Source organism: Chryseobacterium sp. 22543 (assembly GCF_052044565.1).
Classification (GTDB): Bacteria; Bacteroidota; Bacteroidia; order Flavobacteriales; family Weeksellaceae; genus Chryseobacterium.
Genome location: NZ_JBQENH010000003.1, coordinates 270,132 through 286,446, shown reverse-complemented (window position 1 = coordinate 286,446; position 16,315 = coordinate 270,132). Strand labels below are relative to the sequence as shown.

General features: G+C 35.3%; 14 protein-coding genes. 3 read left to right on the top strand and 11 right to left on the bottom strand.

What is annotated here, in order from left to right:
• Position 1 precedes the first annotated feature (1 nt).
• Positions 2-514 (bottom strand): DUF421 domain-containing protein, encoded by a 513-nt coding sequence (locus ACTJIP_RS12095; RefSeq protein ID WP_077417022.1) that lies wholly within the window; start codon positions 512-514, stop codon positions 2-4.
• A 120-nt stretch (positions 515-634) separates the two neighbouring features.
• Between ACTJIP_RS12095 and ACTJIP_RS12090 the strand changes: the two genes are divergently transcribed.
• Entirely contained in the window at positions 635-1,177 is a 543-nt protein-coding gene (locus ACTJIP_RS12090) for a DUF3828 domain-containing protein (RefSeq protein ID WP_180563852.1), read from the top strand.
• Between the two features lie 34 nt (positions 1,178-1,211).
• On the opposite strand, the gene ACTJIP_RS12085 is transcribed toward ACTJIP_RS12090, so the two are convergent.
• The 6 genes from ACTJIP_RS12085 to ACTJIP_RS12060 all read right to left on the bottom strand — a co-directional run bounded on the left by ACTJIP_RS12085 (position 1,212) and on the right by ACTJIP_RS12060 (position 9,248).
• Positions 1,212-1,346, bottom strand: a complete 135-nt coding sequence (locus tag ACTJIP_RS12085) for a bacteriocin-like protein (protein WP_077417018.1) — start codon at positions 1,344-1,346, stop codon at positions 1,212-1,214.
• Positions 1,347-1,460: 114 nt separating this feature from the next.
• Positions 1,461-1,865: a hypothetical protein gene (locus ACTJIP_RS12080; protein WP_077417016.1), complete on the bottom strand. Its 405-nt coding sequence runs from the start codon at positions 1,863-1,865 to the stop codon at positions 1,461-1,463.
• Between the two features lie 314 nt (positions 1,866-2,179).
• A complete protein-coding gene (gene uvrA / locus ACTJIP_RS12075; RefSeq protein ID WP_219072772.1) occupies positions 2,180-5,011 on the bottom strand; it encodes an excinuclease ABC subunit UvrA in 2,832 nt (943 codons plus the stop codon).
• A gap of 317 nt (positions 5,012-5,328) precedes the next feature.
• A complete protein-coding gene (locus ACTJIP_RS12070; RefSeq protein ID WP_077417012.1) occupies positions 5,329-7,212 on the bottom strand; it encodes a type VI secretion system baseplate subunit TssF in 1,884 nt (627 codons plus the stop codon).
• Positions 7,213-7,236: 24 nt separating this feature from the next.
• The gene (locus tag ACTJIP_RS12065) at positions 7,237-7,677 is read right to left on the bottom strand and encodes a GPW/gp25 family protein (protein ID WP_047374475.1); all 441 of its coding nucleotides are present in this window, start codon (positions 7,675-7,677) and stop codon (positions 7,237-7,239) included.
• A gap of 158 nt (positions 7,678-7,835) precedes the next feature.
• Positions 7,836-9,248, bottom strand: a complete 1,413-nt coding sequence (locus tag ACTJIP_RS12060) for an APC family permease (RefSeq protein WP_077417010.1) — start codon at positions 9,246-9,248, stop codon at positions 7,836-7,838.
• A 142-nt stretch (positions 9,249-9,390) separates the two neighbouring features.
• Here ACTJIP_RS12060 and ACTJIP_RS12055 point away from each other — a divergent pair, with 142 nt between their 5' ends.
• Complete coding sequence (locus tag ACTJIP_RS12055) at positions 9,391-9,891, top strand: DUF4920 domain-containing protein (RefSeq protein WP_077417008.1); 501 nt, start codon at positions 9,391-9,393, stop codon at positions 9,889-9,891.
• Between the two features lie 157 nt (positions 9,892-10,048).
• On the opposite strand, the gene ACTJIP_RS12050 is transcribed toward ACTJIP_RS12055, so the two are convergent.
• Positions 10,049-11,158 carry a M14 family zinc carboxypeptidase gene (locus tag ACTJIP_RS12050; protein ID WP_440704618.1) on the bottom strand — a complete coding sequence of 370 codons (1,110 nt, stop codon included), beginning with the start codon at positions 11,156-11,158 and terminating at the stop codon, positions 10,049-10,051.
• Between the two features lie 960 nt (positions 11,159-12,118).
• On the opposite strand from ACTJIP_RS12050, the gene ACTJIP_RS12045 reads away from it, so the two are divergent.
• Positions 12,119-12,655, top strand: a complete 537-nt coding sequence (locus ACTJIP_RS12045; protein ID WP_180563854.1) for a helix-turn-helix transcriptional regulator — start codon at positions 12,119-12,121, stop codon at positions 12,653-12,655.
• 491 nt (positions 12,656-13,146) lie between these two features.
• Here ACTJIP_RS12045 and ACTJIP_RS12040 read toward each other — a convergent pair whose 3' ends face one another.
• The 3 genes from ACTJIP_RS12040 to ACTJIP_RS12030 all read right to left on the bottom strand — a co-directional run bounded on the left by ACTJIP_RS12040 (position 13,147) and on the right by ACTJIP_RS12030 (position 16,243).
• On the bottom strand, positions 13,147-14,313 hold the full coding sequence (locus ACTJIP_RS12040) for a proline dehydrogenase family protein (protein ID WP_077417002.1): 1,167 nt from the start codon (positions 14,311-14,313) through the stop codon (positions 13,147-13,149).
• Positions 14,314-14,376: 63 nt separating this feature from the next.
• On the bottom strand, positions 14,377-15,306 hold the full coding sequence (locus ACTJIP_RS12035; protein ID WP_180563855.1) for a UbiA family prenyltransferase: 930 nt from the start codon (positions 15,304-15,306) through the stop codon (positions 14,377-14,379).
• A 10-nt stretch (positions 15,307-15,316) separates the two neighbouring features.
• On the bottom strand, positions 15,317-16,243 hold the full coding sequence (locus ACTJIP_RS12030; protein WP_047385257.1) for a mevalonate kinase family protein: 927 nt from the start codon (positions 16,241-16,243) through the stop codon (positions 15,317-15,319).
• Between the last annotated feature and the right edge of the window lie 72 nt (positions 16,244-16,315).

Sequence of the window (16,315 nt, the reverse complement as noted above, 5' to 3'; positions counted from 1 at the left end):
TTTAATGGTATTTTCTTTTCATTTTTCTTTTAATCCTTGAATAATGGGTCTGCTTGCTCTTTTCATCTTCAGAAACAACACTGATGTTGCCATCAACTTCCAAAACGGAAAGTTTTACATTCTGTATGTTTTCAATCCCATGTTCCCTTATAGCTTCTTCCAGTTCACTTTCTGTAATTTTCACACGATTCAGGGCTGCCAGATTAGCAATTCCATCTCTGATAAGAATTACCGGCTCATCTTCCATAAAGGTCTGAAAGGAACGGCTGGAAAACATGATCCTCTTTAAAATAAAATTAGCAACAAACAAAACCAATGCCGCAATAATTCCTCCCTGAAGAGAGGTATCAGGACCTACCATCGCATTCTGGACAGCATTTGAAATCAACAGCAGCAACACAACATCTCCCGCATTGAGCTGGGAAAGCTGATTTTTACCAAATAAACGGATAGCAATTACCATGAACAGGTAAACGCAGAGGGAACGGACAGCAACGTTAAGAATAGGATCCACAATTTTTTTATCTACTCAAATGTATTGATTTTTGTGATTCTTAAAAAATATTTTATTGACAGATTTTGGTATACATTTTGAGCCTGGGATTCTGATAAATACCGCAAAAAATTATATCAAATGAAAAAATTATTTCTCTTTTTAGGAATTTTCCTATTCCTTGTATCCTGTAAAAAGAATAAAGTTCAGTCTGCTTTATCCCAAGATACAGTTATTCATGAGAAAGTAAATGAGTTTTATACTCAGTATGGCAAATCCAATGAAGCTATTTATAATCAACCGATTCCGGATAGTTTGTTTTCCCCGGGTTTAAAAAAAGTTTTAGACGAGGCAATACATGCATCAAAAGCGGATATTGAAAAGGTAAAAAAGAGTGATCATCCTGATGAAAAGCCATTAATCTTTGAAGGGGCTATTTTTTCCAGTCTTTATGAAGGGTTTACAGGTTATAAAATCAAATCTGTCAAGATACAGGATAAAACTGCTGAAGTACTGATAGCGTTTGAATACAATTCCTCTATTCCTAAAGAAACCTGGATGGATACCGTACATCTGATCAATACAGAGAAAGGATGGAGAATAGATAATGTTACTTTTGATAAGATAGGGAATTCTAAAGATCTTAAAGCAAGATTAACAGAATTTGTTCAAAGTACAAAATAATAGAAAAGCCGCTTATAAAAGCGGCTTTATTTTTTTATGGACACTGCACGATTGGAACATCACTGCAAATTACTTTATTTGCCCATTCGCAAAACGTACAGTATTTTTTAGGTTCTCCTCCGTACACTGACTTCAAATCTGACTTCGTCAGTTTCTTTAAATTTTTCATATAGTTTTAATTTTATGGTAGCCCAAAATTAAAACCTTGCTGTTTATTCTTTATTACAACTTAATCTGATAAGTTTTCATTATTCACACTTTTTTGAATAATATGCTGTAAATACTATCTGCTGTGAATTTCTACTGTTACAGGCATTACGTAAGTGTAGGCAACCATATTTTCAGTCAGTTTATTGCGATCTACTTTATAATCAAGATCACTTAATACTGTTTCAATTTCTTTGCTTACGGTTTTGCAGTCTCCTGTGGAGTGAACATTTACAATTTTACCATTTTTTGCAATATCAAATTTCACTACTGAGTTTACTGTTCCCTGCTTGTAATCAGGATTGGTAAGGTCAAAATTAGCTTCCAGTTTATTTCTTATATCTGTAAAAGTCTCACTTCTATTCAGCTGAATAGGTTCAATGGTATTATGATTGGTAGTTTGGGCTTTGGCAGTGTTCAAAACGGCAGCAAATCCACAAACGAAAAGTGAAGCAAACAATATTTGAATTCTATTTTTCATAACTAATTGGTTTTAAATATTATACTAACCTTTTTTTGTATCTCTTACCCAAAGTTATTAAAAATAATTCATATTAATTTTACATTCAGTTAACATTGAGTTAACATTGTGATTTAATTAATTGATTTTCAGTGCAATAAATTTTAAAAATAATTGAAAATTTAATATTGGGAGACGATTTTAAGCATGAAAAAGGCTAAACCCGATGAGTTTAGCCAATATTATAGGAATTTTATTTTAAAAGTATTTCAACATTGCAACGGAAACTATTTAGATTCCTTCGGAATGACATACTGTATAATTTTTATAAATATTTACTCCAGTTCCCTCTTCAAAAACTTCCCTGTCAAGCTCTTCTTAGACTTCACAATTTCCTCTGGAGTTCCCTGTGCAACAATCTGTCCACCGTACTTACCTCCTTCTGGTCCCACATCAATAATATGGTCTGCTAATTTGATTACATCCATATTATGTTCAATAATAATGAACGAGTTTCCAAGTTCTACCAATTGGTTGATAGCATCCATCAGGATTTTTACGTCTTCAAAATGTAGTCCTGTCGTTGGTTCATCAAGAATATAAAGGGTATTTCCGGTTTGTCTTTTTGACAGTTCGGTTGCTAACTTGATACGCTGGGCTTCACCTCCTGAAAGAGTTGTTGATTGCTGTCCCAGGGTAATATACCCTAATCCTACATCCTGTAACGTTTTTACTTTTGCAAAAATCTTAGGAATCGGTTGGAAGAAATCTACCGCTTCATCAATAGTCATATCCAAAACATCAGAGATTGATTTTCCCTTGTAACGAACTTCAAGGGTTTCTCTGTTGAAACGTTTTCCGTTACAGGTTTCACAATGAACGTATACATCCGGAAGGAAATTCATTTCGATCACTTTCAATCCTCCACCCTGACAGGTTTCGCATCTTCCGCCTTTTACATTGAAAGAAAATCTTCCCGGCTTATACCCACGGATTTTACTTTCCGGAAGCTCAGCAAAAAGGTTTCTGATATCGGTAAACATTCCGGTATAGGTAGCAGGATTAGAACGTGGTGTTCTTCCGATTGGAGTTTGGTCTACATCTACAATTTTATCAATATTCTCCAGCCCTTCAATCTTTTTGTAAGGTAAAGGTTCCTGAACTGCTCTGTAGAAATGTTTGTTAAGGATTGGATATAAAGTACCATTAATCAAAGAAGATTTTCCACTTCCTGAGATTCCGGTTACTACTACCAGTTTTCCAAGAGGAACATCCAGGGTTACATTTTTAAGGTTGTTTCCTGTAGCTCCTTTTAAAACAATATTCTTACCGCTTCCCGCTCTTCTTTCTTCAGGAATTGCAATTTTTCTTTTACCATTGATATATTGAGCAGTGATGGTATCTGCTTTCAACAAATCTTTTGGTTTTCCCTGCCAAAGAATTTCTCCACCGAATTTTCCGGCTCTTGGGCCAATATCCAATACCTCATCGGCTTCAAGAATCATGTCTTTATCGTGTTCTACCACCAATACAGAGTTCCCGATGTCTCTAAGGTTTTTCAGGGAATGAATCAATCTTTCATTATCTCTCTGGTGAAGCCCGATACTTGGTTCATCAAGAATATATAAGACATTCACCAATTGAGATCCGATCTGTGTTGCCAGACGGATTCTCTGTGATTCTCCTCCCGAAAGGGTTTTTGAACTTCTGCTCAAGCTTAAATAATCCAACCCTACATCCAGCAAAAACTGAAGTCTGGTTTCGATCTCTTTTAAAATCTCGTGAGCAATGATTTTATTTTTTTCTGAGAATTTATCTTTAACATCAGCTAACCAATCTTTTAAATCTGCTAAACTTAAACCATTAACCTCAGCAATATTCTTTCCGTCAATTTTAAAACTTAAACTTGAAGGCTGAAGACGTGTCCCATGACATTCCGGACATGTTTCTTCTGTAGTGAAGTGTCTTTCCAGCAAAATAGCTTCATAAGATTCTCTTTCATCAATCATTTCCTCCATGAAAGCAATCAGCCCGTCAAAACCAATCTTAATCTTCTTGGTAATTCCCGCGTATTTAAGATCTTTATTAAATTCTTTATGACATCCGTTATAGATGTAATCCAGTGCTTCTTCAGGTATATCCTGCAAAGGTGTTGTTAATCCTAGTCCGAAAATCTCAAGAATATTTTTGATCTGTGAAAGAATCCATTTGTTTGATTTGATATCTTCCAATGGTAATAATCCTCCCTGATTGATTGATAGTTTTGGATTATCAATAAAATAATCGGTATTTATCTTTTTAATTGTTCCCAATCCTTTACAGTTCGGGCAGCTTCCTTTCGGAGAGTTGAATGAGAAAGTATTCGGTTCCGGCAAAGCCAAAGAATGTCCCGTTTCCGCATCCATCAGGTTTTTGGAAAAGTATTCAATGTCTTTACTTCCCAATTTCTGAATTCCGATAATTCCTTCTCCCATTTCCATCGCGGTACGCAATGATTTTTCCATTCTGCCTTCTGAGGCACTCTCCCCTATAATCCAACGGTCGATAACAATATCAATATCGTGGGTTTTATAACGGTCAAGCTTTAAATCGTATTCAATATCCTGCAATTCACCATCAATTCTTGCCTGTCCGTAGCCTTTTTTAGCCATCTGTACAAAAAGTTCATGATAGTGCCCTTTTCTGGAACGCACTACCGGCGCCAAAAGCATAATTTTCTCTTTTTTATAGTTTTCTTTGATGGTTTCCAGAATCTGATCTTCCGTATAGCTTACCAGCTTTTGCCCGGTAGACAAAGAGTACGCATCCGAAACTCTTGCATACAAAAGACGAAGAAAATCGTACAGCTCGGTTACAGTTCCTACGGTAGAACGAGGGTTTTTATTGGTTGTTTTCTGCTCGATGGCGATAACGGGTGAAAGTCCTTCAATTTTATCTACATCAGGACGTTCCAATCCACCCAGAAACTGACGTGCGTAGGCAGAGAATGTTTCGATATAACGGCGCTGGCCTTCTGCAAAAATGGTGTCAAAAGCCAATGAGGATTTTCCACTCCCGGAAAGGCCTGTAATAACGACCAATTCGTTGCGTGGAATTTTAACATTAATATTTTTAAGGTTGTGTTCACGTGCTCCGTAAACTTCTATATATTCTGTTGATTTGCTCATAATTCGGGATGATTTTGCCTGAAAATCACAACGTGCAAAAATACGAAATTTTATAGACTTTTTTTGAATATAAAAAGTATAAAAATTTCATAAATTCATAGAGGTTTGTAAAGTAATGTTACAGGGTGGTCATACAGGTTTTGGCTAAAGCCGGATGAATTTATTTTTTTGTTAAACGGGCTAAAGCCCGCTTTTATTGAATATTGTGCCTCACGCTGATTTGGCTGATCCCGCAGATCTTTCAATTTAATGAAATAAGAAATGCCGTATCAACTACGGCATTTATATTTTAAACTGATTTTAATTTTATTTAAAGGTTACATATCCTGAAAATCGACATCTTCATTGTTTATTCTTACTACATATTCAATCCCGTCAATGGCTTTGGCGATAATCTGATTTCTGATAATATTGGCCATGTTCTCCCAATACGCTCTTCCGTAGAAAGAATAGTTCTGCGGAATAATTTCTACCTCAACAGTTCTTACAAAACCTTCTTTGGGTTTATTGCTGATCATGGTTCCTCTTCTTACTCTCACTTCTCTTACCTCATCTTTCAGAATCATGCGGCAATAGTTTTTTACATCTTCTAAAGAAATAATTTTATCTCTTGTTGTAAGTGCATATTTATAGGCCTGAATACTGTCTGTTCCTTTCTGTTCTTCGGCACCACCTAACGTTTCGCTAAGCAATACAACAGTTTGTGATTTCAACTGATTGGAAAGTTCTGTTCCCGGGCGCATATGATTGGCCAAAGTACAATGGGTAACCCAGAAAGAAGCATAGGTATGGTCGGTTTTTTCTACCGGTTCCATGATAACATAATTCAGTTCCTGTCTGATATTCCTTTTGGCATTGTTTACTTTCTGCACCATGGTTTTCATTTTATCGGACATTTCACTGAGAACTCCTTTTACGTTGTCTCTGTTCAAAAGGGAAAATGCTGCAATTTCGTCTCTTGTCAATTCAAGAACATTAGCAATCATGTCAACTGCATTTCTGCTTGTGAAGCGTTCCATTCCTCCTTTTCTTACGGTATATAAACCTTTTTTAAGATCATCTGCCGGTGTAAAAGGGATTTCGGTGTACTTTCTTCCGTCACCGTCCTGTACCTCATCTACATAAAGGAAATGTTCTCCTTCATCGGTTACCAGAGGAATATTATTTCCCATGATATCAAGACTGTATTCTGTTTTTTTCCATCCTCTGTTGTAGATTGGGAAAGCATTCAGTACAAACGAGAAGTTATCAAGGATTTCTGCTGAAAACTGCGGTGGAAATTCAAAGGTAAGCCACAAGAAACTTTTATTATCCAGAAACTTTGTAATTTCTTCCTTTCCTTCTAAGAAATCAAGATTCTGAGGAAGTTGTCCGGGTTCTGAGAACAAGCTTCGGGAAATTCCTGTTACTTCAATAAATTTATGGCGGTAAATGCTTTTAATATCGTCAATCACCTTATTTCTAATGGACTGCTCTTTGAACATCTGTTCGTAACCGTCAGTCTGGCTTTCTGCAAGATAGCTTAATCCTTCTCTTACGAATAAAGGGTTTCCATTGCTGGACACTGAAATGTACGGCAATAATTTATAGACAAAATCAAGGTGTTCAAAAGCCGGATTGGAACAGAATATACTTAGATATTTAGGAAAACTTTCACTGATATACTTGCTGACATCTACTCCTATTGTGATTTTTCTATAATCTTCGGGTCTTCCCTGGAACCTTGCAATAGGAATTTTATTAAATCTGTCATCTATGCTATAGCAGGTATTTCCTACAAACATGATAGAGGTATGAACTTTATTGATTCTTACATTTCCTACCGGAGTAAAAGGGATATTCAGCTGTTTATCGGATTCTGACTTTACTGTGGAAGTCATCTGTTTACGGAAGAAAAACTCCGTATGTTCCAATAAAACTTCCGATGAATCATAAGGCTGTGTAAAAGCCACGGAATGCGCCGGGATAGGATGTGTATAGATGGACGGTGTCAGCAGTTTTGCAAGCTTTTCCAATATACGGGCATTCACCGTCTGTATTTCATTATTCGCTTTAAAAACTTCTGTACTGAATGCATCTATCAACAGTTTTACAAAAGGATCTAAAGACTGCGGGCTTCTGAGTCCCCAAACTTTAGTTGCATTCTGAAGCATTCTTGCTTTTACAGATTCTTTGGAATAAATATTCTGATCTAAATTCATAATTTTCTTTCGCTGTTAAAAATATTAATCAATAGACATCGGGCTTAGAAACAATTCGGTTGAAAAACTGAAACGTTCTCCTGTTTCCTCCATTTTTGCATTGATGGCAATTCTTACTTTCTTTTTAATTTCGGTGTGTTCTTTAGTATCGTAGCTGTGCTCTACAAATTGTATATGGGCATCGATCTGCGGGCTTACAATTCTTGGTTCATATTCCTGGATTTGTCTTCTTAAGCTTTTCACAAAAACGTTTTCCCAGATGGCGCTTGTTACTCCGTTATCGAATTCAAGATTCCAAACATCGTTTCCATAGTTTTCATCATATCTGTTCTCCCCTTTTTTGGTGGTGATCAGCAGCATAATATTGTGAGCAATACTTTCTCCCATATCGCAGGTATCGATACTTCCGCCTTCGGTCATTAAAGTAGACGGTACGAAAGGCATTCTGTAATTTGGTGTATCCATAACTTATAGTTTTTACTTCATGGTTCCGCTTATTTAAAAACGGAATACCAAAGTACGCATTTTCACCAAATAATTGTTACAATACATTAAAATATTATTCAAAAGAAGGGCCTTCAAACTGAATTGAAAGCCCTTAATCTATAATATATTTATTTTATTTAAGCATCCGCCTTTTTTCGATTGATAAAATAATATACCGGAAGTCCCAGCAATACCAATACAAAGCCCGGCCACGTATATTGCTGTTTGTAAATTAACAGTAAAATACAGAAACATGTTCCTATGATAAGATAAATAACAGGGGTCACCGGATAAAGCCATGTTTTATAAGGTCTTTCCAAGTCTGGCTGTTTCATTCTTAAGTAAATAACTCCAAAAACCGTAATCATATAGAACAGAACAATCACGAAAGAGATCATATCCAATAAATTCCCGTACTGTCCGCTCAGACACAAAATAGAAGCCCAGACTCCCTGCATCCATAAAGCATTTTCCGGAACTTCATTTTTATTATTTCTTACCGCTGACTTAAAAAACATTCCGTCTTTTGCCATGGTCTGAAAAACTCTCGCTCCTGCCAGAATCAATCCGTTATTACATCCAAATGTAGAGATCATTACCAATAAAGCAATGATGATAGTTCCTGCACTTCCAAAAATATTCTGTGAAGCCGCTACCGCCACCCTGTCGTTGGCCGCAAATGCAATTCCGTCTCTGTCTAATGCATTTAAGTATACATAGTTTACTGCAATATAAAGAATCATTACAGCAGAAGTCCCATAAATCATCGACTTTACAACGTTCTTTTTAGGGTTTTCAATCTCACCGGAAACAAAAGTTACACTTTCCCAGGCAACAGAGCTGAAAACAGAACCTACCATTGCGGCGGCAATTCCTCCCAGCAAAGTCATTCCTCCAATTGGTTCCCAGCCTTCTTTAATGAAATTACCACTCAAATCTTTTTTAAGATTACTAAAAGAATCTGTTCCCCAGCTGAAGTTTTCTGATAGGTGAGAAATATCTACCAATATAAAACCGGCAGCTATCAAGCCCAATAATGCAATGATTTTGGAACCTGTAAAGATGTTCTGAAGGATTTTACCACTCTCTACCCCTCTGGTATTGATATAAGTAAGCAAAACAATAACTGCAATCGCCAGAATCTGTATCCAGGTGATTTTGAATTCACCACTTTGAAAAATTGGGGCAGCATCATTAAGTGAAGGGATCAGATAGGCTGTAAATTTACCAAAAGCCATTGCTACGGCAGCAATCGTTCCGGTTTGTATTACGGTAAACAATCCCCAGCCATAAAGAAATCCCATCCTTTTACCGAAAATCTCTTTCAGGTAGGTATATTGTCCGCCGGCTTTCGGAAACAGTGCAGAAAGCTCTCCATAGCTTATTGCCGCTGCCACGGTCATCACTCCTGTGATAACCCATACCACAATCAGCCAAAAACCTGATCCCAGGTTTCGCGTCATATCAGCACTTACAATAAAGATCCCGCTTCCAATCATAGAACCCATCACCAGCATAATGGCGTCCCATAGTTTCAGTTTTTTTTGCATAGTCAAGTATAGGGGTCAAATATAATCAAATCTGTCTTTCATTTTGAATTTTATTGAAAAATCCTTGAAACAGTTGTTTTTTATCATTTTTAAATCGGTTATGATTCAATATTAATTAGTATTTTTGGGAAAAATATTAAAAATGAAATTTAAAGCTATATTATTTGCAGCCGCTGTAAGTGTTTCTACTTTAGCATTTGCACAGGAATCCGGTCCACCGGCAGGAAAAGCTTTGGTAGGTGATACTTATGGAGGCCAGGTAACTTCATCTGCCGAATCTAAAGCAATCACAGTAGATAATCTGAATAAACAGCTTAAAAAAGACAACAAAAAAGTTGAAAATGTAGCTGTTAAGGGAAAAGTAACTGATGTTTGTGATAAAAAAGGATGCTGGCTTACGATTCAGACGGAGGACAATTCTAAGTTTTTTGTAAAAATGAAAGACTATGCTTTCTTTGTACCTACCGCTTTAAAAGGTAAAAATGTAGTATTGGAAGGTAATGCAGAAAGAAAAGTAACTTCTGTGAACGAGCAGAAACATTATGCAGAAGATGCTAAGAAGCCACAAGCTGAAATTGATGCAATTACACAGCCAAAAGAAGAGATCAGGTTTGTAGCCAATGGAATTAAAGTTGTGAACTAAGCTTTAATCATTGAATAAAAATCTTAATTCTAAAAATTTCTAAGGTTTAGTTTGGCTAAAGCCGGATGAATATTTATGAAACTAAAATGGGCTAAAGCCCATTCCTATTGAATATCAAAAAAAGCAAAATCGGCTGTCCTGCGGGACAGCCGATTTTTTAATCTTCAATTTTAAAATCCACCACGGAATCCAGTTTCGGATATTTAGCCGCAGAAATAAATTTCTTTCCGGTACAGTCTATTTCCAGCCAGCCTTTTCTTTTCTTTACATCTCCGGCCTCCATTACAAAAGGAATAAAAGAGATATCATCCTTCCCTTCTTCTTTGATCTCCCTGTATTGAACCGCTATATCCAGAATACAGACGTGTTCTGTGTTCAGTTTTACATTTCTATAAATAATATCATAATGGGTTTCCTGATTTTCAGGAATTTCAAGGTAAGTTTCCCAGCCTGTAATATCAGAATTCAGTTCGCTTATTGCCTTCAATGCATAACAAAGAGCAATAGTATAATATTTTCTCGTTCCTTTTCTGGTGTAATCATCTACAAAGTGTCCACCTTCAAATAAGATAGTAGGCATTCCGGCTTTGATAAAATTATCTCCTGTGGAAGTAGGATAAAATTCGTCAGAATATCTTCCGATCTGGTTCGGGATCATTTCCTTCAAATGGTTATATATATTTCCGATCACTGCCATACATTTTTTTCTGTTTTCAGTAACAGTACGTTCTACATTTTCGGAAGGAGCCAAAAAGGAAAGCGTAGCAGGATGAATACCGTCAGTAGTAAAGATCGTTCTCTGCTCATGAAGGTTTAATGCATAATCATATTTCTTTGAAGCTGCTGCATTTTTCAGAAACTTAATCTCTTTACTGGCTTCATTATGAAAATCTCTGTTCAGATCAATATCGGCTGCATTCAGTCTCGTCCATCTTTCAGAGCCGTCCGGATTTAGCATGAATATAAAATCAAGCTGTATTTTACTGAACAAATCCTCTTTCATTTCAGGTGCCTTATCAAGAGTTACTAAAAGGTCCAGCATGGCATGAGTCGCGTTGGATTCATTTCCGTGCATTTGTGACCAGGCCAATACCTGAATCTTTCCGGTTCCTATAGTTAGCTGGTAAATAGGCTTATCTAAATAGGATGTTCCGATCTCCTGAATATAATCGCTGAGATTGGTCTGTAGATAAGAAAATAATTTTTCAGGGGAAATATAGCGATTTGAGAAATCGGGGGTCTGAGAATAGATCTGTTCAAAATTCATCTTGAGAAATAATTTACAAGAATCAAATTTAACCATTTTTAGGCAAAAACTTAAATTAACATTTGTGAATATTGTCAAAATACAATGATTTACATTTGTTTCAGGGTTTAAAAAGAATTTACAAAGTTTAAACCTTGATAGCATTCTGGCTTAAAAATAATTTAACAATTGTAACATTATTAAACAGTAGCAGATGACATATTGTCTGTTGATAAAATTGTGGATTGCGAATAATTTAATACAATGTATTTAAAATACTAAAAGTCAATACTTTATGTAATCCATCTAAACTGTATTTATAAGAATACTTGAAGTGTAGAAAAGGCTGTTTTTGGCCATTTGAGGGTTATTTTATCAAACATGAAAATTGTGGAAAACTTTGTTGCTTATCATATTATACAAATGTAAAAGGCCTTAAAATCAAAATTCTCTTCTTAATTTTAATCAATCTATGGTTTTTTGAAACAATTTAGCTGGCGATAAAAATAGTTGTTTAATAGAAATACTACTTCTCCTTAATCAAGAGCTATATTGATTGAAAACAGGGTGTTTACATTAGTAATTTACACTTGTAGTATCTATAAAATATCTATTATATCGCTTAATACAGGCATTTATCCGTAATCATATCCCTGGAAAAAGATTTAGGTTGATTAATAATGTAAATAGTAAATATCAAGAGATTTAAGGGACAAAATACCCTCTAAAAACGTATGAATTTACATTTATAAACTATAAATAGCAGCCCTTTATTGTAACCTGAATGAATCTTGATAAGTTCTATAATAGATTAATATAATCATTAAATACAATTGTAACTTATTTGTAATAGACTGGATTAAAATACATTACTATTATGTTACAAATGTATATTGGAAGTTATTTCAATTATTTACATTTGTGTTTTGCATTTGTAAATTATATGAGTTACATTTGTAAAATAATTAAAGGCTTATTTTTATGAGTTTAAATGAAAGAATTTCCAAAATTATAGAGTATTCCAATCTTACTCCTTCTGAGTTTGCTGATGAGATTGATGTACAGCGTTCATCCATTTCGCATATCACATCAGGAAGAAACAAACCGTCTCTTGAATTTATCATAAAAATAAAATCCCGTTTCCCGGAGCTTCTGTGGGATTGGCTGGTTACCGGTGAAGGAGAGATGCTGAAATCCCAGCTGCCTGAAACGGAAATTCCTGAGGAATATACTGAAGAGGAAAAAATAAAAACAACGCCTCTCCCCGACTTGTTTACCATGATGAACGATGATGATGAATTCGGGAGTGCTGAAACTGAAATGGAATCTCCAAAATCAAGCCCAGGAGAATCGTTTATACCGGCCCAAGATAAAGCTCCTGAAAAAATATCAGATTCTCAGCGATTAGAAAATCCAGGAGATCAACTGTTAGGGCAAATAATTGGTAATCAGACTCATAAGATAAAGCGTATTGTTTTGTTCTATGAAAACGGAAAATTTGAAAGTTTTGAGCCTTAAAAAATAAAAAACCTGATCAAAGAAAATGATCAGGTTAAAAAATATTTGAAGAAGAAAACTAAAGCTATTGCTTTATTTTGTTTTTTAAAATTGAATAGGATATCCAGCTGATGAAATTTTTATCTCATGATGACCATCTATCCCATAATATACTTTTTATAATTTCGGCTATTTATAAGAGTGTTAAGGTGTCTATGTATTTGGAAAAATTCTGTCACAGGCAGTATCCTAAAGGGTAAATGAAAATATTTTCATACATTGGTTTTTTATGGCTCTATCAAATATAAATATTTAAAGTTAAATCAACAATAAAAATCGTATTATTTTAACATATAATTAGTGTAAATAATAATTGAGTTGATTATTGTTAATTTCATTTTACAATCTAAAGTCTGCTTCTTCAGAAATAATGGAGCTTCTGTATTGAAGTTGATTGCAATAAAAAGGCCCGCAAATCTGCAGGCCTGTTAGGTATAGTAAGAACAATATTGTTATTTCTTTCTTCTTTCCAGTTCTTTTTTGATAAGTCCCAGCTCTCTTCCGGTTTGTCCGGCTACAGAAGTGTTTTCTCTGGCTCTTCTTGTAAGATATGGCACAACATCCTTTACAGGTCCATATGGAAGATATTTAGCCACATTATAGCCTTTATCAGACAAATAGAACGTAATATTATCACTCATTCCGTAAAGCTGCCCAAAATAAACGTGTGGATTGTCAGTATCCAAAGATTTTGCTTTCATTTTATCCATAATCAGCTCTGAAGAGATTTCGTTATGGGTTCCAAAGAAGGCAGAAACTTTATCCAGATGATTCATCACAAAGTCGATTCCTGCATTGTAGTTTTTATCTGAAGCATCTTTACTTGGCTGGATAGGATCTGCATATCCTTTCTCTGCTGCTCTGGCTCTTTCTTTTTCCATATAAGCACCACGAACAATTTTGTAACCGATGAAGTAGTTTTTCTCTCTTGCTCTTTGAAGATTGGCTTCCATATATTCCAGTCTTCCTGTTCTGTACATCTGGATGGTATTCCAAACGATAGGTTTTTGCTGGTTATATTTCTCCATCATTTCTTCACAAAGATGGTCTGCCGCATCCTGCATCCAGGTTTCTTCAGCATCTACCATTACTTTTTTATCATTCTCGTGACAAAGACTGCATACTTCATCAAATCTTTTTACCACTCTTGCCCATTCTTCTTTCTGGCTGGTAGTAAGCTCCGCTCCTTTTCCAACGGCTTCATAAAGATCAATTCTTCCGAAAGCAGTAGGTTTGAATACAATAAAAGGAATGGCCGGATTTCCCACTGAGAATCTAACAATATCTTTAATTTCTTTGCAAACCGCATCAAAAGTTTCTTCATCTTCTTTACCTTCAATAGAATAATCGAAAATACTTCCAACTCCTCTTTTAAACAGCTGTTTCACAGCCTTCATACTTTCTTCACGGGTTTCACCGCCACAGAATTGCTCAAATAAGGTATTTTTTACAATTCCGTTAACGAAAGGAAAATTGTTGTGTACTGTAAAATTCAGAACAGAAGTTCCAAGGCTTGTAAGAGCGGGCTGTTCAATCATTTTAAACATCCAGTAAGCCTTTCTCAATTGTGCATCAGACTTGTCTGCAAATGCAACTTTAGTATCATTAAAAATGGGCATTCCTATTTATTAAATTTAGTTATGCAAAGGTAATAATAACCTCAGTTTATTTAAAGATTTTTTTTATAATTTATGCTCTATTCCGTTTAAAAGCATTGCAATAATTCCTACGAAAACCCAGAATCGTAATATATTCAATGTAAAGAAGTTACTTCTCCGGGAATCATTGATAAGAAGATAAATACATACTATCATGATAAAAAGTCCTCCGGCAAAATAATAGGCCATGAATCCTGTAACACCGGTTTTGGTAATGAGTTTCATAGAAACTACCATGGTAACCATGAGTAAAGAAGTCAGGATCAATTTTGTATTTCTGCTTTTAAAATAATTAGGAATTGTGGTATATCCGAACGTTTTGTCTACACTTCTGGTAAGGGTATCTTTCACTATATCAATGCACAGTAAAATAAGAAAAAGAAAAACAGCCATCAGAAATACCTTTTTTGAAAAGGTTTCATAGTACACCATCATTCCAAAGAACGGATACAAAGTAAGACTGACGAAAGTAAGGTTGTTTACAATGAGTATTCTGCTCAATTTGTGGCTGTAAAACCACATAAAGAACTGATAAATCACAAAAAAAACAAAGACATTATGGGAAATCATCCAGGCTACTCCCAAAGAGATAGCACTGAGTGCGAGATACGCGTATAGAAAATATTTCTGCTTGATAAAACTCTGAACTCTGGTTCTGAAAGGTTTTACGACGTGGTCTTTCTCCAGATCATAGAACTGATTGATGATGCCACCGGCGAGAATAGTAAGAACGGTACAGAAAATAATACCATGTACTTTGAAATCAAAGACGAATTTTCTGAAAGATTCATCCTGATTAAACAGGAAAAAAGTGGAAACATAGAGGGCAAATGTCAGCAGAGCTGCTACAAAAAACCGTGCTCCGAGCAGAAAGCCCACAAATTGTGAAAATCTGTACAGTAAAGATTTTGATATATAATTTTTAGATTGGAAAGTTTCTTTTTCAGAATTCATTCCAACCTGTTTAAAATCTGTAAATCACTTCTTTTTGGAAGCCTTCAAGCATTTTTTCTGCTTTTGCATAGTCTTTGGTAAATCCTAAGATGTAGCCGCCTCCACCGCTTCCGCAGAGTTTAAGATAATAAGCGTTAGAATCCAGACCTTTTTTCCAGATATTAAAAATACTTTCAGGAATCATAGGCCGGAAATGTTCATAGGCCCAGTGAGAAAGTTTTTTCAGGTTTCTAAAGAAAGGATTCATATCTTTTTTAAGGAAAGATTCAATACATGCGTTGTTATAACGGATAAATTCTTCTTTCAGGGTTTTACGGAAACCTTCTGTTTTCATTTTTTCAAAGAAAATCTGAATCATAGGACCTGTTTCCCCTGTTATCCCGGAATCGATCAGGAAAATAGCCCCTTTTCCTTCTTCTCCTTCGGGAATATTTACCCTGTCTAAATTTTCTTTATTTTCGATAAGGATTGGAAGATTCATGTAACAGATCAAAGGATCCATTCCCGAACTTTTCCCATGGAAATAACTTTCCATTTCACCGAAAACAGCTTTTAATTTTTTAAGATTATTTTTTGAAATGTTCTCTGGATTCAGCTTACTGATTGAATATTTTTCAAAAATAGCTGCTACCAAAGCTCCCGAACTTCCAACTCCGTATCCCTGAGGAATATTGGAATCAAAGAAAAGTCCGTTAGAAATATCATTTTTGAAACTCCCGATATCCAACTTAAAATCGTCAGAAAGATCAAGTGCTGTAAGATATTCAGAATATTTCTGCAGATGTCTGTTGGAATTAAGTTCAAATTCAGAACTCAGATCTGAAAATTTCAAAGTTCCTTTGTAGAAGCTGTAAGGTACTACAAGCCCCTGGGAATCTTCAATCATTCCATATTCTCCAAACAGGATTATTTTTGCATAAAATAGAGGGTTGGTCATATTGACAATAAATCTTTTTGCAAAGTTAAAAATTATTCCGCTGAATATAAGCAAAACTCAGGCCGAATTTTT